At 68.7% G+C, this 19325-nt stretch carries 16 protein-coding genes and 1 pseudogene; 10 read left to right on the top strand and 7 right to left on the bottom strand.

Going from position 1 to position 19325, the window contains the following annotated elements; translation table 11 throughout:
- The first annotated feature begins 157 nt into the window (after positions 1-157).
- Positions 158-1477, top strand: coding sequence for an RNA 5'-3' helicase PhoH2 (phoH2, locus tag ATL42_RS08395; protein WP_098454959.1), 1320 nt, complete (start codon positions 158-160; stop codon positions 1475-1477).
- Positions 1478-1518: 41 nt separating this feature from the next.
- Here the strand turns inward: phoH2 and ATL42_RS08390 are convergent, their stop codons facing one another.
- The 5 genes from ATL42_RS08390 to xseA all read right to left on the bottom strand — a co-directional run bounded on the left by ATL42_RS08390 (position 1519) and on the right by xseA (position 6367).
- On the bottom strand, positions 1519-2940 hold the full coding sequence (locus ATL42_RS08390; protein WP_098454958.1) for a class II fumarate hydratase: 1422 nt from the start codon (positions 2938-2940) through the stop codon (positions 1519-1521).
- 87 nt (positions 2941-3027) lie between these two features.
- Positions 3028-3690: a carbonic anhydrase gene (locus ATL42_RS08385; RefSeq protein ID WP_098454957.1), complete on the bottom strand. Its 663-nt coding sequence runs from the start codon at positions 3688-3690 to the stop codon at positions 3028-3030.
- A gap of 146 nt (positions 3691-3836) precedes the next feature.
- Positions 3837-4781, bottom strand: coding sequence for a carbohydrate kinase family protein (locus ATL42_RS08380; protein ID WP_098454956.1), 945 nt, complete (start codon positions 4779-4781; stop codon positions 3837-3839).
- A gap of 7 nt (positions 4782-4788) precedes the next feature.
- Positions 4789-5043 carry an exodeoxyribonuclease VII small subunit gene (locus ATL42_RS08375; RefSeq protein WP_098454955.1) on the bottom strand — a complete coding sequence of 85 codons (255 nt, stop codon included), beginning with the start codon at positions 5041-5043 and terminating at the stop codon, positions 4789-4791.
- A gap of 34 nt (positions 5044-5077) precedes the next feature.
- Complete coding sequence (gene xseA / locus ATL42_RS08370; protein ID WP_098454954.1) at positions 5078-6367, bottom strand: exodeoxyribonuclease VII large subunit; 1290 nt, start codon at positions 6365-6367, stop codon at positions 5078-5080.
- Between the two features lie 79 nt (positions 6368-6446).
- Here xseA and ATL42_RS08365 point away from each other — a divergent pair, with 79 nt between their 5' ends.
- A complete protein-coding gene (locus ATL42_RS08365; RefSeq protein ID WP_098454953.1) occupies positions 6447-7502 on the top strand; it encodes a 4-hydroxy-3-methylbut-2-enyl diphosphate reductase in 1056 nt (351 codons plus the stop codon).
- A gap of 46 nt (positions 7503-7548) precedes the next feature.
- Here the strand turns inward: ATL42_RS08365 and cysM are convergent, their stop codons facing one another.
- Both cysM and ATL42_RS08355 read right to left on the bottom strand, forming a co-directional pair.
- Positions 7549-8457 (bottom strand): cysteine synthase CysM, encoded by a 909-nt coding sequence (gene cysM, locus ATL42_RS08360; protein WP_098454952.1) that lies wholly within the window; start codon positions 8455-8457, stop codon positions 7549-7551.
- A 125-nt stretch (positions 8458-8582) separates the two neighbouring features.
- On the bottom strand, positions 8583-9890 hold the full coding sequence (locus ATL42_RS08355; protein ID WP_098454951.1) for a DNA recombination protein RmuC: 1308 nt from the start codon (positions 9888-9890) through the stop codon (positions 8583-8585).
- A 56-nt stretch (positions 9891-9946) separates the two neighbouring features.
- Here ATL42_RS08355 and ATL42_RS08350 point away from each other — a divergent pair, with 56 nt between their 5' ends.
- From ATL42_RS08350 to ATL42_RS08320, 8 genes and pseudogenes are all read left to right on the top strand, one after another.
- Entirely contained in the window at positions 9947-10756 is an 810-nt protein-coding gene (locus tag ATL42_RS08350; protein WP_098454950.1) for an ABC transporter ATP-binding protein, read from the top strand.
- Positions 10738-12399, top strand: a complete 1662-nt coding sequence (locus tag ATL42_RS08345; RefSeq protein WP_098454949.1) for a hypothetical protein — start codon at positions 10738-10740, stop codon at positions 12397-12399. The genes ATL42_RS08350 and ATL42_RS08345 overlap by 19 nt, the downstream gene beginning before the upstream one ends.
- Before the next feature lie 30 nt (positions 12400-12429).
- The gene (ychF, locus tag ATL42_RS08340; protein WP_098454948.1) at positions 12430-13515 is read left to right on the top strand and encodes a redox-regulated ATPase YchF; all 1086 of its coding nucleotides are present in this window, start codon (positions 12430-12432) and stop codon (positions 13513-13515) included.
- A 157-nt stretch (positions 13516-13672) separates the two neighbouring features.
- Positions 13673-13945, top strand: a complete 273-nt coding sequence (locus ATL42_RS08335; protein WP_098454947.1) for a hypothetical protein — start codon at positions 13673-13675, stop codon at positions 13943-13945.
- A 63-nt stretch (positions 13946-14008) separates the two neighbouring features.
- Positions 14009-15455, top strand: a pseudogene (locus ATL42_RS08330) (IS1380 family transposase).
- 271 nt (positions 15456-15726) lie between these two features.
- Positions 15727-16988 (top strand): IS3 family transposase gene (locus ATL42_RS08325; protein WP_098454946.1). Its coding sequence is split into 2 segments (ribosomal slippage): positions 15727-16030 and positions 16030-16988, totalling 1263 coding nucleotides; the frame shifts between segments, so codons are not numbered across the junction.
- Positions 16989-17121: 133 nt separating this feature from the next.
- Positions 17122-17871, top strand: a complete 750-nt coding sequence (locus tag ATL42_RS16960; RefSeq protein WP_143556798.1) for a transposase — start codon at positions 17122-17124, stop codon at positions 17869-17871.
- A gap of 82 nt (positions 17872-17953) precedes the next feature.
- Positions 17954-19324: a hypothetical protein gene (locus ATL42_RS08320; protein WP_143556721.1), complete on the top strand. Its 1371-nt coding sequence runs from the start codon at positions 17954-17956 to the stop codon at positions 19322-19324.
- Position 19325: the final 1 nt, after the last annotated feature.

The raw sequence follows: 19325 nt of genomic DNA, 5'->3' as shown, positions 1-19325 counted from the left end.
GCCCATGGAGTGCATGCTCCGAGCAGGGAGGCCGGTCCCGGCTCCGCTGCTCCGTGGTGGACCGGCAGACCGCTCGACCCACTCGCCTCGTGTCGGCAGCGCGCTCGGCGCCGCTGACATGAGCACCTAGACGCGCAAGCGTCGAAGGGAGCCTGTCGTGGACACTCACCGCACCTTCGTGCTGGACACCTCGGTCCTGCTCTCGGACCCCAAGGCGCTCGTGCGCTTCGCAGAGCACGACGTGGTTCTGCCCATCGTGGTCATCACAGAGCTCGAGGCCAAGCGGCACCACCCGGAGCTGGGCTACTTCGCCCGCAGCGCGCTCCGGATGCTCGACGACCTGCGCATCGAGCACGGCGGGCTCGACGCCCCGATCCCGGTGGGCACGGCTGGAGGCACGCTCCGCGTAGAGCTCAACCACACCGATCCGAGCACGCTCCCGGACGGGTTCCGGCTCGGCGACAACGACACGCGCATCCTCGCTGTCGCAGCGAACCTCTCCGCCGAGGGCGCGGCGGTCACGGTCGTGTCGAAGGACCTGCCGATGCGGGTCAAGGCGTCGGCCGTCGGGCTGAAGGCGGAGGAGTACCGCGCGGAGCTCGCCGTCGACTCCGGGTGGACGGGGATGGGGGAGCTCTCCCTCACGGAAGGGCAGATGTCCTCGTTGTGGGAGCACGAGTCGCTCGAGATCGCCGAGGTCGATGCCGAAGCCGTCGAGGCGGCCGGTCCGATGCACTGCCACAAAGGCCTCGTCCTGCAGTCCCCGCGAGGGTCGGCGCTCGCACGGGTCACGCCCGACAAGCACCTGCAGCTCGTCCGCGGGGACCAGGACGTCTTCGGGGTCCACGGCCGTTCAGCCGAGCAGCGCATCGCGATCGACCTGCTGCTCGACGACTCGATCGGCATCGTGTCCCTCGGTGGTCGTGCCGGCACGGGCAAGTCTGCGCTCGCGCTCTGTGCTGGTCTCGAAGCGGTGCTGGAGAAGCGCAAGCACCGCAAGGTCATGGTGTTCCGGCCGCTCTACGCCGTGGGCGGCCAGGACCTCGGGTACCTTCCGGGCTCGGAGTCGGAGAAGATGAACCCGTGGGCCCAGGCGGTGTTCGACACCCTGGGGGCGCTCGTCGGCAAGGAGATCATCGAAGAGGTCCTCGAGCGAGAGATCCTCGAGGTGCTGCCGCTGACGCACATCCGCGGACGCTCTCTGCACGACGCTTTCGTCATCGTCGACGAGGCCCAGTCGCTCGAGCGCAACGTGCTGCTCACGGTGCTGTCCCGGATCGGCCAGTCGTCCCGGGTGGTGCTCACGCACGATGTCGCGCAGCGGGACAACCTGCGCGTCGGACGCCACGACGGCGTCGCGGCGGTGATCGAGGCGCTCAAGGGGCACCCGCTCTTCGCGCACGTGACGCTCACACGCTCCGAGCGGTCCCCGGTCGCGGCCCTCGTGACGGAGATGATGGAGAGCATCGAGGTCTGAGGGACGTCTCGGGGGCCGGTGGCCCGGCCCCCGAGAGGTGCTCAGGCCTGCGGCGGGCGCGTCATCGACAGGACGTCGAGCGCCGAGTCGAGCTGAGCCTCGGTGACCTCGCCGCGCTCGACGAAGCCGAGGTCGACGACCGCCTCGCGGACCGTGAGGCCCTTCTTCACGGAGTGCTTCGCGACCTTCGCGGCCGCCTCGTAGCCGATGACGCGGTTGAGCGGCGTGACGATCGACGGTGACGACTCGGCGAGGGCGCGTGCGTGCTCGACGTTCGCGGTGATTCCCGTGACGGTCTTGTCGGCGAGCGCGACGCTCGCGTTGGCGAGCAGGCGGATCGACTCGAGGACGCCGAGCGCGATGACCGGGATCTGGACGTTGAGCTCGAACGAACCGCTCGCGCCGGCCCAGGCCACGGTCGCGTCGTTGCCGATGACGCGGGCCGCGACCATGAGGACGGCCTCCGGGATGACGGGGTTGACCTTGCCCGGCATGATCGACGATCCCGGCTGGAGGTCGGGGATGGCGATCTCGCCGAGTCCCGTGTTGGGGCCAGAGCCCATCCAGCGCAGGTCGTTGCAGATCTTCGTCAGGGAGACGGCGATGGTCCGCAGCGCGCCGGAGAGCTCGACGAGGCCGTCGCGCCCAGACTGTGCCTCGAAGTGGTCGCGTGCCTCGGTGAGCGGCAGGCCTGTGTCTTCGACGAGCAGCGCGATGACGCGCTGCGGGAATCCTGCCGGGGTGTTGATGCCGGTGCCGACCGCCGTGCCGCCGAGAGGCACCTCCGCAGCGCGGGGCAGCGCGCTGTGCAGGCGCTCGATGCCGTACCGGACCGCCGCGGCGTAACCGCCGAACTCCTGGCCGAGGGTGACCGGCGTGGCGTCCATGAGGTGCGTGCGCCCGGACTTCACGACCGTCGCGAACTCGGTGGACTTGGCCTCGAGCGCCTCGGCGAGGTGCTCGAGCGCAGGGACGAGGTGCCCGACGACGCCCGCGGTCGCCGCGACGTGCACCGACGTGGGGAATACGTCGTTCGACGACTGGGAGGCGTTGACGTGGTCGTTCGGGTGGACCTCACGGCCCAGCGAGCGGGTGGCGAGCGTCGCGAGGACCTCGTTCGTGTTCATGTTCGACGAGGTGCCGGAGCCGGTCTGGAAGACGTCGACGGGGAAGTGCTCGTCGTAGCCGCCCGCGGCGACGGCATCTGCGGCGGCGACGATCGCCTCCGCGATGTCGGCGTCGAGGACACCGAGCTCCGCGTTCGCACGGGCTGCGGCCTTCTTGACCCGGGCGAGCGCCTCGATGTGGCTGCGCTCGAGCGGGGTGCCCGAGATGGGGAAGTTCTCGACGGCCCGCTGAGTCTGTGCACGGTAGAGCGCGGACGCGGGGACGCGGACCTCGCCCATCGTGTCGTGCTCGATGCGGAACTCGCCGGTGACGTCGGTGTCAGGTGTGGAAGTCATGGGAACCATCGTGCCCCACGTCACGCCCCGAGATCGAGTCTGGTGGACGTGACGTGGAGCGCAGAACGAGCGTCGTCGGCGTGCAGGTCAGGCGTCGAACGTCACGTCGCCGATGTCGCCGATGGCCTCGATGAGCCGGGCGTTGCCGTCCGCGAGGTCGTACTCGACCCCGACGATCGCGCAGCGACCCTCGTCGATCGCTCTGGCGAGGCCCGCAGAGTAGGAGTGGAGCATCGACACGGTGTGCCGCACGTGCTCGCGGCGCAGGGTGTCGGCGTCGACGGACTTGAAGCCTCCGCCGTTCGCGGACGTGATGTTGACGATCGACGGGATGACCCGGTCGACCACAGCACGCACGAAGCCCGTCTGCTGCTCGCCCGTCATAAGGGTGTGGGCTGCAGCGGCGACCGCGCCGCAGGAGTCGTGGCCGAGGACCACGACTAGAGGCGTGTCGAGGAGCTCGACCGCGTACTCGATCGACCCGATGACGGTCGTGTCCAGCACGTGTCCGGCGGTGCGCACGACGAAGACGTCACCGAGGCCCTGGTCGAAGATGATCTCGGCAGCCACACGGGAGTCGGAGCAGCCGAACACGACAGCGAAGGGGTGCTGAGAGACCTTGAGCTCGGCTCGACGGTCGAAGCCTTGGGACGGGTGGATCATGGCGTCGTCGACGAAGCGGCGGTTTCCGGCCTTGAGATCGATCCAGGCTTGCGAGGGAGTGAGGGTGTGCGGCACGAGGAATCCCATCGATCGATGTCCGAGGACACAGCGTCCGAAACCGGGCGGCGTGCGACCGGGGCGACCGGAGGTCGCGTGCTGCTGAGGATATTGCAGTGTTCGAGGCCGGTCCTGCCGGTGTCCATGCGCGTCCGGACACCAGCAGGACCGTTCCCTCAGAGAGCGAGCTCGCGGCGCCGTGGCGGGTTGGCACCGGGCCGTGACACGGTGATCGCTGCGACCTGGACGCACTGCTCGAGCACCGTGGTGAGCGTCTCGGTCGAGATCGTGGCGAGCGCGCCGCGCTGGCTCGCCCCGAGGAGACCAGCGCTCCACAGGCCGTCGATGAGAGCGCCCATGAACGAGTCGCCCGCCCCGACGGTGTCGGCGACCGTGACCGCCGGTGCCGCCACGTCCACACGGCCTCCCGCCGTGTACGCGTGCGCGCCCTCGCCGCCGTAGGTGACGACGACGAGCGCGGGACCCGACTTCTGCCACCGGGTCGCGATCGACCCGAGGTCGGCAGCGGGATAGAGCCACCGCAGGTCCTCGTCGCTCACCTTGACGACGTCCGACAGCCCCACGAGCTCCTCGACCCGTGGACGCACCGCGGTGGCGGTCCCCATGAGGCTCGGACGGATGTTGGGGTCGTACGTGATCGTCGCGCGCGAGCGGGCCGAGCCCAGCACCCGGCGGACGGCGGTCGCGCCTGGCTCGAGAACGGCAGCGATCGAACCGGTGTGCGCGACGATCGTCCCCTCGGGGACCTCCGCGGTGCGGCAGAGGTTCCAGTCGAGGTCGAACTCGTACGTCGCGCCGCCGTCCGCGCCGAGCCGTGCGACAGCCAACGACGTGGACGACGCCCCGTCGCTCCCCGGCGCGATCGACACGGACGAGCCGGCGAGCCACTTGCGCACGACGTCGCCGTAGACGTCGTTGCCGATCCACGTGAGGAGCTCGACAGGGCGCTCGAGCCGGCCGAGGGTGAGCGCGACGTTCGCGGGGCTCCCGCCGGGATGCTCGCTCGTCGACCCGTCGGTGCGGTGCACCACGTCGATGAGCGCCTCACCGATGACGAGGGCCAGGTCAGGAGCGGTGGGAAGAGGGCGGCTCTTGGGCATGGTGGTCCTACTCGTCGTCGAGGGAAGGTGCAGGGACGCGGGTCGCGTCCAGCCGCTCGCGGGCGCCGTCGAGCCATTCCTGGCACCGTGCGGCGAGCGCTTCGCCGCGCTCCCACAGCGCGAGCGACGCCTCGAGCGGCTCGCCGCCGGCCTCGAGCCGGGAGACGACCTGGACGAGCTCGTCGCGCGCCTGCTCGTAGCTGAGGGACGCGAGCTCGGGCGGGACCGAGACGGTCTCGTGGATGGGCTGTTCGGTGGGCATGGGAGAAGTAAACCAACTTTCCTGGTGGGGCCGTCTAGCGGGTCGTGGCGGTGATCTCGTCGTGGGCCAGCCGGATGCGCAGCACGTCGCCGCTGGCCACGTCGTCAGGGGAGCGGACGACCGCGCCTGCTGGACCTTGGACCACGGCATACCCGCGCTCGAGCGTCGCCGCGGGCGAGAGCGCGCGGACCTGCGCCCCGAGGCTGTGCACGGCGGCCTCCGCGTCGAGCAGGACACGCTCGAACCGGCGTCGCGCGGCGTCGCGCAGCCCACCGACCCTGTCCTCGTGCGCGGCGATCATCGTGTGCGGCGTGGCGAGGGCAGGGCGTGAACGGATGCTCGCCAGCCCGGCGCGCTCGCGGTCGACGAGGTGACTGATCGCGGCACGCGTGCGCGAGCGCATCTGCACGATCCGTGAGCGCTCCTCGCTCACGTCGGGAACGATGCGCTTGGCCGCGTCTGTGGGGGTCGACGCACGGTAGTCGGCGACGAGGTCGAGCAGCGGGGCATCGGTCTCGTGGCCGATCGCACTCACGAGCGGCGTCCGGCACGCGGCGGCGGCGCGGACGAGCGACTCGTTGCTGAACGGCAGGAGGTCTTCGACCGCGCCGCCACCGCGCGCGACGACGATGACCTCGACGTCGGGGTGCGCGTCGAGCTCGGCGATGGCCGCGCTCACCTGGGGGACCGCGGAGGTGCCTTGGACGGCGACCTCTCGGATCTCGAACCGGACCTGGGGCCACCGCGCCTGCGCGTTGACCACGACGTCGTGCTCGGCCTTGGACTCTCGGCCGCACACGAGCCCGACGACGCGCGGCAGGAACGGCAGCGGCTTCTTGCGGTCGAGGTCGAAGAGCCCTTCGGCTGCGAGGATCCGCTTGAGGTGCTCGATGCGCGCGAGCAGCTCGCCGACCCCGACGGGGCGCAGCTGGTCTGCCTGGAGCTGGAACGACCCGCGCTTGGCCCAGAACGTCGCCTTGGCGTGGACGACCACGTGCGCGCCCTCCTCGAGCGGCGCCGTGACGGCGTCGAGCACCTTCGAGTACACCGACACGGACAAGGACGTGTCTGCGTCCGAGTCGCGCAGGGTGAGGAAAGCCATGCCCGCGCCGGGACGACGGTTGAGCTGGACGACCTGCCCCTCGACCCACAGGGGAGACATCCGGTCGATGTAGTCGGTGATCTTTGCCGAGAGCAGCCGGACCGGCCACGGGTTCTCGGCGGTCGTGTCGCCGGCGCGGGCCGCCAGCGCTGGGCGCGGCGAGCTCGTCGGAGGTGGTGTGGGGGGCGTCGTCGGTGAGGGCACGTCACCAGCCTGCACCATCGCGGTGACATCGTGTGGATGTGGTGGAGCGCCCCGGGCGACCAGGTGGCGTGCTGCACCTGTCACCTAGACTGGCCAGGTGAATCTCTACCCGCCCGAGACGGCCCCCGACGCTGCCCCTGTACCCACCGGCAAGCGTGTCCTGCTCGCTGCCCCGCGCGGCTACTGCGCCGGCGTGGATCGTGCGGTGATCGCTGTCGAGAAGGCGCTCGACCTTCACGGTGCACCCATCTACGTCCGCAAGGAGATCGTCCACAACAAGTACGTCGTCGAGACCCTCACCGAGCGAGGAGCGATCTTCGTGAGCGAGACGGACGACGTTCCGGAGGGCGCGCGCGTCGTGTTCTCGGCCCACGGAGTCTCGCCGGCCGTCGTCGAGGCAGCCGAGGCACGGTCGCTCGTGACCATCGACGCGACGTGCCCGCTGGTGACGAAGGTGCACAAGGAGGCTGTCCGCTTCGCCGACGAGGACTACGACATCCTTCTCATCGGCCACGAGGGCCACGAAGAGGTCGAGGGGACGGCCGGTGAGGCGCCCGAGCACATCCAGGTGGTCAACTCACCGGAGGACGTCGACTCGGTCACCGTGCGCGACCCGGACAAGGTCGTGTGGATCTCGCAGACCACGTTGTCGGTCGACGAGACGATGGAGACGGTGCGACGGCTGCGCGAGCGCTTCCCGACGCTCCAGGACCCGCCGAGCGACGACATCTGCTACGCGACGCAGAACCGTCAGGTGGCGGTGAAGAAGCTTGCGCCCGCGTGCGACCTCGTCATCGTCGTCGGGTCGACGAACTCGTCCAACTCGGTGCGGCTCGTCGAGGTTGCCCTCGACGCCGGCGCCCGGGCGTCGTACCTCATCGACTACGCGAAGGAGATGGACGAGGCCTGGCTCGACGGGGTGAGCACCGTCGGCGTGACGTCGGGAGCCTCCGTGCCGGAGATCCTCGTCGACGACGTCCTGAAGTTCCTCGCGCAGCGTGGCTACAGCGATGTCCAGGAGGTCCGGACCGCGACCGAGGACCTCATGTTCTCGCTGCCGAAGGAGCTGCGCGCCGACCTCAAGCAGGCCGGGGTCGAGGCCGCTCGGCCGAAGCGCGCGGGGCGCACGACGCTCGCCGTCGAGGTGCTCTAGAGGTCTCTTGTGGAGCGGGCCGGCTCGCTCACGCGGGTCGGCTCGCTCACGCTGGGAAGAGGCCCGTGGACAGGTAGCGGTCTCCGCGGTCGCACACGATGAACGCGATCGTGGCGTCCGGGACCTCGGCAGCGATCTGCAGCGCGATCGTCGCAGCGCCGCCGGAGGAGACCCCGGCGAAGATGCCTTCCTCACGGGCGAGCGCCCGGGCACCCTGCTCGGCGTCGGCACGGCTGACGAGCCTGATCTCGTCGACCACGCTGCTGTCGTAGATCGAGGGCAGGTACGCGTCCGGCCACTTCCGGATGCCGGGGATGCGTGATCCTTCTTCGGGCTGGACGCCGATGATCTGGACTGCGGGGTTGCGCTCGGCGAGGTAGCGGCCCGTGCCGGTGATCGTGCCGGTCGTCCCCATCGAGCTGACGAAGTGCGTGATCTGTCCGCCGGTGGCGTCCCAGAGCTCTGGTCCGGTGGTGCGGTAGTGGGCGAGCGGGTTGTCGGCGTTGGCGAACTGGTCGAGCACGTGCCCCTCGCCCGCGGCGGCCATCGAGCCTGCGAGGTCTCGGCAGTGCTCCATCCCCTGCGCGGTCGGTGTGAGGATGAGCTCGGCGCCGTAGGCACGCATCGTCTGGGCGCGTTCGACCGAGAGGTCGTCGGGCATGATGAGGATCATCCGGTAGCCCATGATGGCGGCGGCCATCGCGAGCGCGATCCCCGTGTTGCCGCTCGTCGCCTCGACGAGCGTGTCGCCCGGCCGGATCTCTCCGCGTTCTTGTGCGTTGCGGATCATGAGGAGGGCCGGGCGGTCCTTGACCGACCCGGCGGGGTTGTTCCCCTCGAGCTTGGCGAGGACGGTGGTCCCGGGGGCGGCGCCGTCAGCGAGACGCTGCAGGCGCACGAGCGGCGTCCGGCCGATGGTGTCGGCGACGGTCGGGTACGTGGGATGCTCGGACACAAGGCTCCTCGGACAGCAGCGGCTCGGCAGCCTGGCTGCCGGGTGGGGCTCCTCAGGCTATCGGGCTGCTCCGGGCGCGGCAGGTGCGGGCCGTTCTCGCGGGTCAGGCGCGGGTCAGGAGCGAGTCAGCTGCGGCGGCCGTCGCCGATGTCGACGAACGTCTCGTCGACGGACGCGAGGAGCTCGGGGGAGCTGAGCGCACTGAGCTGGGGGTTGACCGGGGTGGGGGACTCGAGCGTCTCGTCGACGATGTCGAGCTCTGCGAACCGTCGGGCGCTGACGAGGACGCGCGTCTCGAGCGACGCGACGGTCTTGTTGTACGAGTCGGCTGCTCCTTGGATCTGCCGGCCGAGCCGGTTGAGGTGCATGCCCATCGTCGCGAGACGCCCGTGGAGCTCCTTGCCGATGGTGAGCACCTTCTGTGCGTTCTCAGCCAGCGCGTCCTGGCGCCAGGCGTAGGCGACCGTGCGCAGCAGTGCCATGAGCGTCATGGGCGTGACGATGACGACGTTGCGGCCGAACGCGTACTCGAGGAGCGACGGGTCCTCGTCGACCGCGGCGGAGAGGAACGACTCGGCCGGGATGAACATGACGACGAACTCCGGTGCGGGGCTGAACTGGTCCCAGTACCGCTTCCCGGAGAGATCGTCGATGTGCTTGCGGACGTGGCGTGCGTGCGCGGCGAGGCGCTCGGCACGGCGCACCGGGTCGGACGTCTGCTGGGCATCGAGGTACCCGAGGAACGCCACCTTCGCGTCGACGACGACGCGCTTGCCGCCAGCGAGGTGGACCACCATGTCGGGGCGCAGGTCGCCGTCGTCGGTGTGCACGCTGCTCTGCTCGACGAAGTCGACCCGGTTGAGCATCCCGGCCGCCTCGACGACCCGGCGCAGCTGCATCTCGCCCCACGCACCCCGGACGTCCGAGGCCCGCAGTGCGGTGACGAGCGTGCCGGTCTCGGTGCGCAACAGCTCCGAGGTCTCGCGCATGCCGCGGACCTGCTCACCGAGGGCGGCCGCGCTCGCGATCCGCGCCTCCTCTGCAGCGACCATCTGCTGACGCACGTCCATGAGGGTTCGCGTGAGGGGCTCGACCATCGCGTTGACGGCCTCGGCGCGCTTGGCCATGTCGGCCTGACCAGCGACCTGCGTGGAACGGAGGCGGTGCTCGGCGAGGCCGAGGAACTGCTCGTTGTTCGCGGCGAGGGCGTCGGCCGCCAGCGCACGGAACTGGTCAGAGAGCCGGTCGGAGTCCTCCTGGAGAGAGCGCAGCCGCTCGGCCGCACCGCGGCCCTGTGCGCTCAGCTCGGCCTCGGCGCGCGCCACCCGCACCTCGGCCGCGTGCAGCCGCGAGCTCGAGCGCACGACGGCGAGCAGATATCCGACGACGAGGCTCACGACGCCCACCCCGACACACCACACAAGAGTTCCCATGAGTTCCACCCTGCCCTGACCCACCGACATCGAGGGTCACCGGCTACCGTGTTGCCATGACGGACGCCCTCGAGGAACCGGCGACCGTGAGCACGTCGGCGCCGCCCCCACCACCTGCGGCGCTGTCGCTGCGTGGTCTGTCCAAGCGGTTCGGCCGGACCGTGGCGGTCGACGGGATCTCCCTCGACGTCCCGGCAGGGTCGTTCTACGGGGTCGTCGGGCCCAACGGTGCAGGCAAGACGACCATGCTGTCGATGGCCACCGGCCTCTTGCGCCCCGATGCAGGAACAGCAGCGGTCTCCGGGGCCGACGTCTGGACGGACCCGACCGCGGCCAAGCACGCGATGGGCGTGCTGCCCGACGGCGTCGGGGTGTTCGACCGGCTCACGGGTGCGCAGCTCGTCACCTACGCGGGCCTCCTGCGCGGGATGGACCGCCCGACCGTCACCGCCCGGACCGACGAGCTCCTCGCCGCGCTCGACCTCGAGGACGCCCGTGACACGCTCGTCGTCGACTACTCGGCGGGCATGACGAAGAAGGTGTCGCTCGCGGCGGCGCTCATCCATGCGCCGCGCCTGCTCGTCCTCGACGAACCGTTCGAGTCCGTCGATCCCGTCTCGACCTCCCGCATCCGGCAGATCCTCGCGGGCTACGTCGCCTCGGGCGGCACCGTCATCGTGTCGTCGCACGTCATGGACCTCGTCCAGCGCATGTGCGACCACGTCGCGGTCGTCGCCGCCGGGCGCGTCCTGGCCGCAGGCACCGTCGACGAGGTGCGCGCGGGACGCTCGTTGGAGGACCGGTTCGTCGAGCTCGTCGGAGACCCCCGTCGTGCAGAAGGCCTCGCGTGGTTGCGCACCTCCTGAGGCTCCGTCTGCTCATGCTCGGCAACTCCTTGCGCCGCAGCGTCTGGCAGATCGTCGGTCTCGGCGCAGCACTCCTCTACGGGACGAGCGTCTTCGCCGCGGTCCTCTTCGGCCTCGCCTACCTCGGGCGACGGGACGTGGAGCTCGCCGGGACGATCCTCGTCGGGGTCGGGAGCCTCGTCGCCCTCGCCTGGTGGTTCCTCCCGCTCGTGGCCTTCGGCGTCGACGGGACCCTCGACCCGCACCGGCTCGCCGTCTACGGGATCCGGCGTCGTGACCTCCTCGTCGGGATCGCCCTGTCAGGCGTCGTCGGGGTACCCGGGCTGGTGACGCTCTTGGCCACGGTCGGTACGGCGCTCGTGTGGGTACGCGTGCCGGGAGCGTTCCTGGCCGCGCTCGTCTGTGCCCCCCTCGCCCTCGCCACGTGCATCGTCGGAGCGCGCGCGACCACCACGGTGCTGGCCCCGCTGCGGGTGTCGCGCCGGTTTCGTGAGGTCGCCGGTATCGTCGTGTTCCTGCCCGTCATCGCGCTCGTGCCTGCCCTGAGCTGGGCCTCGGGACAGCTCGACACGGACCGGCTCACGGTCACGCAGCTCGGGCAGGTCGTGGGCTGGCTGCCGTTCGGAGCAGTGTGGTCGGTCCCCGGGACCGTCGCCGCCGGCCGACCGGTGGAGGCGCTCGCCCGGTTCGGGGTCGCGGCCGGCGTGCTCGTCGCGCTGATCCTCGTGTGGGCCTGGTCGCTCGAACGCCAGGTCAGCGCGCCCTCCCGCGGCGGGCAGCGCGGGTCGCGCGCACGCGGGCTGGGGATCCTCGGCGTCCTGCCTGCCACCCCTGCCTGGAGCGTCACAGCGCGATGCCTCGTCTACTGGGCCCGCGACCCGCGCTACGCGAGCTCGCTCGCCGTCGTCCCGCTCTTGCCGTTCCTCTTCGGCTTTCTCGACCGTGGCGACGGGACCGTGCTCCTCATGCTCGCCCCGGTCACCGCGTTCATCGTCGGGTGGATCATCTCGGCCGACGTCGCCTACGACCACAGCGCCTTCTGGCTGCACGTCACGTCAGGCATCAGCGGCCGCGACGACCGCACCGGACGGGCGGGCGCCGCCGCGATCATCGGGCTGCCGCTCGTCGTCGTCCTGGCCGTCGGGTCAGCCGGGTACACCGACCGGTGGGACGACCTCCCCGCCGTCCTCGGCCTCGGCCTCGCGGTGCTGCTCTGCGCGCTCGGGCTCTCCAGCGTCGTCTCGGCGCGCTTCGTGTACCCGGTCCCGCGCCCGGGCGACGGCCCGTTCGCCGCACCGCAGGGCTCAGCGATCGCGAGCCTCGTCATCCAGGGGATCGGGTGGCTCGTCCTCGTCCTGGCCGTCCTGCCGACAGCGGTCCTCGCAGGCGCTGCTCTCGCAGCGAACAGCGGCCTGCTCGACCAGCTGGTCCTGGGCCTCACCACCCCCGGGGGCGTGCCGGGCGGGTGGTTCTACCCGACGAGCGAGATCCGGGACGACGCCGGTGCGCGGCTCGCCTGGTTGGCGCTGGCTGCGGGCCTCGGCTCGGGGATGGTTGCGCTCGTCGTCGGGGTCCGGGTGGGCGGCAGGCTCTACGACGCGCGGTCGGCTGAGCTCATGCAGCGGGTCCTCGCGAACCGTTGACGGCGAGGGTCCCACGTAGACTCTTCTCTCGTGGCTCTCACTATCGGTATCGCCGGTCTACCCAACGTCGGCAAGTCAACCCTGTTCAACGCGCTCACCCGCGCCTCGGTTCTCGCTGCGAACTACCCGTTCGCGACGATCGAGCCGAACATCGGGATCGTGCCGCTGCCTGATCCGCGGCTCGCGAAGCTCGCTGAGATCTTCGGCTCCGAGCGGATCCTGCCGGCGAGCGTGTCGTTCGTCGACATCGCCGGCATCGTGCGCGGCGCGAGCGAGGGGGAGGGGCTGGGGAACAAGTTCCTCGCGAACATCCGTGAGGCTGACGCGATCTGCCAGGTGACGAGGGCGTTCGCCGACCCGGACGTCGTCCATGTCGATGGCAAGGTCTCGCCGAAGGACGACATCGAGACGATCAACACCGAGCTCATCCTCGCTGACCTCCAGACGCTCGAGAAGACCGTCCCGCGCCTGGAGAAGGAGGTCCGGATCAAGAAGGGCGACGCAGCCCTGCTGGCGACGGCGCTCGAGGCCCAGAAGCTCCTCGAGGAGGGGACCACGCTCTTCGCCGGCGCAGCGAAGGCGAAGCTCGACCTCGACCAGCTGGCGTCGCTCCAGCTCATGACGGCGAAGCCGTTCATCTACGTGTTCAACACCGACGACGCGGGCTTGGCCGACGAGGCGTTCCAGGCCGAGCTGTGCGAGCTCGTCGCCCCCGCGCACGCGATCTTCCTCGACGCGAAGTTCGAGTCCGAGCTCGTCGAGCTCGAGCCCGACGAGGCCGCCGAGATGCTCGCTGACTCCGGCGTCGACGAGCCGGGCCTCGACAAGCTCGCCCGCGTCGGTTTCGAGACCCTCGGTCTGCAGACCTACCTCACGGCAGGGCCGAAGGAGTCGCGCGCCTGGACCATCCACACGGGCTGGACGGCTCCTCAGGCTGCCGGTGTCATCCACACCGACTTCGAGCGCGGCTTCATCAAGGCTGAGGTCATCTCGTTCGACGACCTCGTCGAGACTGGTTCCATCGCTGCTGCCCGCTCCGCGGGCAAGGCCCGCATCGAGGGCAAGGACTACGTCATGCACGACGGCGACGTGGTGGAGTTCCGGTTTAACGTCTGAGTTGAGGGCATCGCCGCGGGTCAGTGGCGCTTTAGACCCCGCCGGTCCGCACGCAGTCCGCAAAAGATTCATCGACTCTCCAGGTTTGACAGTCAAAGTTCCGATTCATTTATTGCGATTACTGCACTTGTTTCGTTTGGAGTAGGCCAGGACTGCGATGCTGTCAGTTCTCCCCGAGGCAAGGGATGTCGAGTTCGCGCGCGCCGCTTTGAGGGTTCTCGCTGGAGCTGCTCACCCCGGTGCCGACGCGCACACGCCGGTGACTCTGACGCTTTCCGAGTCCGGTGAGGAGGTCATCGTCCCTAATATTGTGCTCGACCCGCTCGGCGGAGCGCTCGCCAACGTCGCCAAGGGGGACGGGGACGGGTTCACTCTTGTGCCCGCTAACCTCGGGCTTTCATGGCGGGGCGGTCTGATACCCGTGTCGTGACGCAAGAAAGTGCCCCTGAACTGGGAGAATGTGGATTGTCTGGATACACATTGGTCCAGTTCGATGAGCACCTTCAAGGTGAAGAGTACCGTCGTCTATCCCCGTCTGGACATCGCCACGTCAACGACTGCTGCGGTCAGTCAGGCTGGCGGTGTGCTGCTCACCGAGACGATCCGCGCGAGCGGCTTGGACCGGGCGCTGGGAGAGGCGTTGTTGGCGTGGCGGAAGCCGACCGCGGTGCACGACCCGGGCAAGGTGATCCTGGATCTGGCGGTCGCGTTGGCGCTGGGCGGGGACGCTCTCGCGGACATCGCGGTGCTGCGCGCCGAGCCTGGTCTCTACGGGCCGGTGGACTCGGATCCGACGGTCTCCCGGGTGATCGCGGCGTTGGCTGCGGATGCCCTGGCGGCGCTGCGGGCGATCAACACCGCCCGAGCGAGGGCACGCTCGGCGGCGTGGCGCCTGGCCGGGGGCACGCCCCTGATCACGCCCGCGATGTGAAGTCCCCGCTGGTTGTCGACCTGGACGCGACGCTGGTCACGGCACACTCGGAGAAGGAGTCGGCGGCGCCGACGTTCAAGCGCGGCTTCGGGTTCCACCCGCTCTGCTCCTTCCTTGACCACGGTGGCGAGGGTACTGGGGAACCGCTGGCGATCGGGCTGCGCCCGGGCAACGCAGGGTCGAACACTGCTGCCGATCACATCGCAGAGGCCCAGGACGCCCTCGCCCAGCTCCCCGGGCACAGTGGGCGCCGGCGAGGAACGAAGAAGATCCTGGTCCGCACCGACGGCGCCGGAGGCACCAAAGCCCTCATCGAGCACCTCACCGCCGGGCGCCTGGCCTACTCGATCGGCTTCACCCTGCCCGAGAACACCCCCGACCTGCTCGCCCTCATCCCGCCGAAAGTCTGGGCCCCGGCGTTGGACGCCCACGACGAGATCCGTGACGGCGCCGGGGTCGCTGAGCTCACAGCCCTGATGGACCTGACCGGCTGGCCCAAGGGCATGCGCGTCATCGTCCGCAAAGAACTGCCCCACCCCGGCGCGCAGCTGCGTTTCGACGACGTCGACGCCATGCCCATCACCGCGTTCGTGACGAACACGCGCACCGGCCAGCTCCCTGACCTCGAGCTACGCCACCGCCGCCGCGCCAGATGCGAAGACCGCATCCGGATCGCCAAAGCTCCCCCGCGCGCTTCGCTTCAAGCGAGAGGTTCCCCCCAGCCGGACTGCGGAACCGGCCACTCAAAGCCTTCGCCCAGAACCAGATCTGGTGCGCCATCGTCGCACTGGCCGGCGACCTGCTGGCTTGGATGGGAATGCTCTCCCTCGCTGGCCACGAGGCCCGCCGCTGGGACCCCAAGAGACTGCGGCTGCGTCTGTTCACGATCCCCGCGGTTCTGGCGCGAACCGGCCGGCGAACCTGGCTGCGCCTGGCCGACCGAGCGCCCTGGGCGGCCCTGGCAGCACGAGCAGTCTCCGCTCTCAGAGTTCGGGCCGCGCCCTCCTGATCACCAGCAAGGTCCCTGCCTCAACGACTCCCGAACGACCACTCGACCATGGAACCGGCGCCCACCCCGACGATAGGGGGCCATTTGTCATACCCACACGGCAAAATCACGGCCACACAGGCGCGCCGACGCCCAAGCGCCCGAACTCAACTGCTCGATGAAAGATCGAGGCTAGGCGCAATGCCGTTCAGTTAGTGACTGTGGCGTGGTAGGTGGGTGAATCGCCCTGGGTTCGGTGGAGTCGCCTGAGCTTGGGAACGAGGATGGACTCATGCCGAAGGAACAGAGTGCGGGGAAGCCGACCATGAGGCGGTACTCCGATCAGGAGAAGTCTGCCGCGGTCCGAATGGTCCGCTCGCTGCGAGCAGAGCTGGGGACCGAGCACGGCACGGTCCATCGAGTCGCGACACAGCTGGGCTATGGAGTCGAGTCGCTCCGGGTCTGGGTCAAGCAGGCCGACATCGACGAAGGCGTCACCCCGGGTGTGACGACCGACGAGGCTGCTCGGGTGAAGGCCTTGGAGCAGGAGAACCGGGAGCTCAAGCGCGCGAATGAGATCCTGCGGCGAGCAGCCCATTTCTTCGGGGCGGAGCTCGACCGCCAGAACAAGTAGCCGCGTTCATCGACGCCAACCGCGAGGACCTCGTGGAAGACAGTCGTTTGGGAGTCGAGCTCATCTGCACGGTGTTGCAGGTGGCCCCCAGCACCTACTACGCCAGAAGGAGCCGGCCGCCCTCGGTTCGCCAGGTCCGTGATGCTGTCAACGGGCCTGCGTTGGTGGCGCTGTGGGAGGCGAACTACCAGGTCTACGGGGCACGCAAGCTCTGGAAAGCAGCGGGTCGGGCCGGGATCGACGTCGGCCGGGACCAGATCGCCCGCCTGATGCGGGCCGCGGGGATCGAGGGCGTGCGCCGGACCAAACGGGTGCGGACCACCCGGCCTGACCCGCGCGCGGCCCGACACCCCGATCTCGTGGGCCGTGACTTCACTGCCAGCGCTCCGAACCAGCTGTGGGTGACGGACCTGACCTACGTACCGACCTGGGCCGGGGTCGCCTACGTCTGCTTCATCATCGATGCCTACTCCCGGATGATCGTGGGCTGGCGAGCGGCCCCGACGATGCGGACCGAGACCGTCTTGGATGCGATCGAGATGGCCCGCTGGTCACGCGGGGCGAACCTGCCCGGCCTGCGATGTCACAGCGATGCCGGCAGTCAATTCACCTCGATCCGATACGGGGAACGTCTCGCCGAGATCGGAGCGACCCCGTCGATCGGAACCGTGGGCGACAGCTATGACAACGCGCTGGCCGAGACCGTGAACGGCTACTACAAGGCCGAACTCATCCGTGGACCCGCTCGCCAACGGCCCTGGAAGACAGTCGAGGACGTCGAGCTCGCCACCCTCGGGTGGGTCCACTGGCACAACACCCAGCGCCTGCACGGCTACCTCGGCGACGTCCCACCCGCCGAGTACGAGCAGGCCTTCTATGCTGATCGAACCGACCGCCACCAGGTCGTCGGAATCCAATAGCGCGACTCTCCATCAGCCCCAGGGCGATTCAAACACCCGAACGCGCAACTCCTCGACTACTGCCGAAGCGCCAGTCCCGAGCCCCCACTAAACCCGGTACGAGACACACACGACCGTCGAAGTCGTCTACGTCATCCCCTCGATCACTTCCACCGAAGCATCATCCGATCAGATCGCGACCTGGGTGCAGGGCCGCTGGCGCATCGAGAACCGCCTGCACTGGGTCCGCGACGTCGTCTACGAGGAAGACCACTCCACCGTCCAGACCAGCAACGCACCCCACGCCATGGCGACCTTGCGCTCGACCGCGACCAGCCTGCTACGCCTGCCCGGATGGACGAATACCACCGCAGGACTGCGCCACTACGTCCGACACGACCAACCCGTCGCAGACTTCGCACTCCCCGCATGGACAGTGGCCTTGCCGGAGCCCTGGCACTCAGAGGGCAAGGCCCCGCAGTTCTCGTACTACTCCACCTTCAACAGGAAGACGGGTAGACACGCCGGTCATAACGCCTCATTGACGCCATATCGCCCTTACTATATTGTCGACGCGTTGGGGCATTTAGCCCTAACGTGTCGAATCGGGGGGATAGACTCAAATGAATCGTTTGAAGACTTGCTTCGCGGCGCTGGGCATCGTTGCCAGCCTCGGACTTGCAACGGCTTCGGTGGCCAGCGCCACCGCCTCAGGTGTGCCAGTCAACGGCTGCCAGGGCCAGTACTGGAACACCGCGTTCAACTCGTACTGTTCTGCTGTGACAGTCGCGGCGAACTATGCAACGACGGGGACCTGCTCGTCCCAGTCAGCGGTAACCACGGGCTACACCTACAAGACCAGTGGATACGTGGGGTACCTCCAGGGCGGCGAGTGCACATATAGCGTGTCCTACGCACAGACCGCGATCAAGTAGTTCAAGCCTGAGGTGCTGGCCGCGACTCTCTCGCCGCGGCCAGCACTTGCCATGCCACAACTGACAGATAGAGACATGCTCACAATTTTTGCTATCGAGCTGCGAAAGTCTCGCATGCGGCTGTGGAGTCTTGTAGGCACCGCGGTCTGGCTCGCGGTTCTCCTGCCTGCTCACAGTAGATGGATCCAAGACTGGCCTGAGGCCGCACTTTGGGCTTTCTCGCCTTTGTTGTACGTAGGACCGCTTCTTGGTGCAGGCGCCGCCGATACCGCCAGGCTTCGCACCGAGAACGCCCCTTGGGACAGCGTCAACATCACGCGGTGGCAGTACGTTGCCGCCGCGGCAGCTCACCTTGGCGCGACTGTCGCTTGGGCTCTGTTGCCTCCGCTCTTGTCGATGGTCACCGTCAGTGTTGTCAGCTGGACGGCTCATGGGCCCGGTGTGCCGATCTCAGGGTTCACCATCATTGGCCTTCTGGTGGTCATCACGCTGGTCTTGTGCGGGTATACCGTGGGGACGCTCTTTTCATCGCCCATGCTCGCCCCCGCCCTGGCGCTGTTTGTGACGTTCGCGCTCACCACGAACTCGCCGACTTTGCCCGCCAGCGACCAGCCCTGGTTTCAAGCGAGCACTCCAGTGATGTTCCTATGGGCAGCGTCGGCATCAGTTCTGGCAGTCGCTGCACTCCTCGCACAGAGTCAGCCTCGTCACGACACGAGGCGCCGAACACGAGTTGTCTCCCGCGCGCTGCCTGCTTCGTTGTGCCTCGTAACATTGGTCTTCGTCATGACACCACCTTTCTTGTCTGCACAGCTGGCCATCGGCGGTTCCTGGGCAGGTCTTGACCATGACGCACTCAGCGGACGCTCGAGGAGCACCCCACCGACCGACCCTGCTTGCGCGACGACAGCCCATGACACCACGGTCTGTGTCTGGCCTAGCGAGGCAGACCGGTATCTGCTGGACTTCACCGAGTGGGCGGAACGTTTCGACGTCCTCCGGGCAGCCATGAACTCCACTGGCGCGGTCACCATCGGTCAACCCGGTCTCGTAGACGAGCGAGATGCCCAATCGATCCTCGTGGAAACGTTCGGAGACGGCGACGGACTGTGGCTGGCGGTCGGTCCTATCGCCTCGTGGGCGCAATATGCGTCCGAAGATTTCGCCATAGGACGCTGCGACTACTTCTGGTCGAGCCCCGAGGATCAAGACCTTGCCTGGACTCTGCACCTCGTGTCGAGTGCCTACGTCTTCGGTGCGGACATGCCATCCACGGTTCACCACCCTGGTAGCAGCGACAGTGCCGAGGCGACGGTCGCAGATATTCGATCCCGCCCTGACGACGAGCAGCTCGCCTGGATCGTCGAGTCCAACGACACACTGCTCGCACCTTGCCTCGAAGAACTCAACGCTGAGGAATAGT

It is taken from the genome of Sanguibacter antarcticus (genome assembly GCF_002564005.1).
GTDB lineage: Bacteria > Actinomycetota > Actinomycetes > Actinomycetales > Cellulomonadaceae > Sanguibacter > Sanguibacter antarcticus.
This window is presented reverse-complemented; position numbering and strand designations above follow the sequence as displayed.

Excerpts from the sequence above, each read along its gene's own strand:
- xseA (WP_098454954.1), bottom strand. The coding sequence starts at position 6,367 with ATGGTGCAGGCTGGTGACGTGCCCTCACCGACGACGCCCCCCACACCA.
- ATL42_RS08390 (WP_098454958.1), bottom strand. The coding sequence starts at position 2,940 with ATGACTTCCACACCTGACACCGACGTCACCGGCGAGTTCCGCATCGAG.
- ATL42_RS08350 (WP_098454950.1), top strand. The coding sequence starts at position 9,947 with ATGACGGACGCCCTCGAGGAACCGGCGACCGTGAGCACGTCGGCGCCG.
- ATL42_RS08320 (WP_143556721.1), top strand. The coding sequence starts at position 17,954 with ATGCCACAACTGACAGATAGAGACATGCTCACAATTTTTGCTATCGAG.
- ATL42_RS08335 (WP_098454947.1), top strand. The coding sequence starts at position 13,673 with ATGCTGTCAGTTCTCCCCGAGGCAAGGGATGTCGAGTTCGCGCGCGCC.
- ATL42_RS08355 (WP_098454951.1), bottom strand. The coding sequence starts at position 9,890 with ATGGGAACTCTTGTGTGGTGTGTCGGGGTGGGCGTCGTGAGCCTCGTC.
- ATL42_RS08375 (WP_098454955.1), bottom strand. The coding sequence starts at position 5,043 with ATGCCCACCGAACAGCCCATCCACGAGACCGTCTCGGTCCCGCCCGAG.
- ATL42_RS08385 (WP_098454957.1), bottom strand. The coding sequence starts at position 3,690 with ATGGGATTCCTCGTGCCGCACACCCTCACTCCCTCGCAAGCCTGGATC.
- ATL42_RS08380 (WP_098454956.1), bottom strand. The coding sequence starts at position 4,781 with ATGCCCAAGAGCCGCCCTCTTCCCACCGCTCCTGACCTGGCCCTCGTC.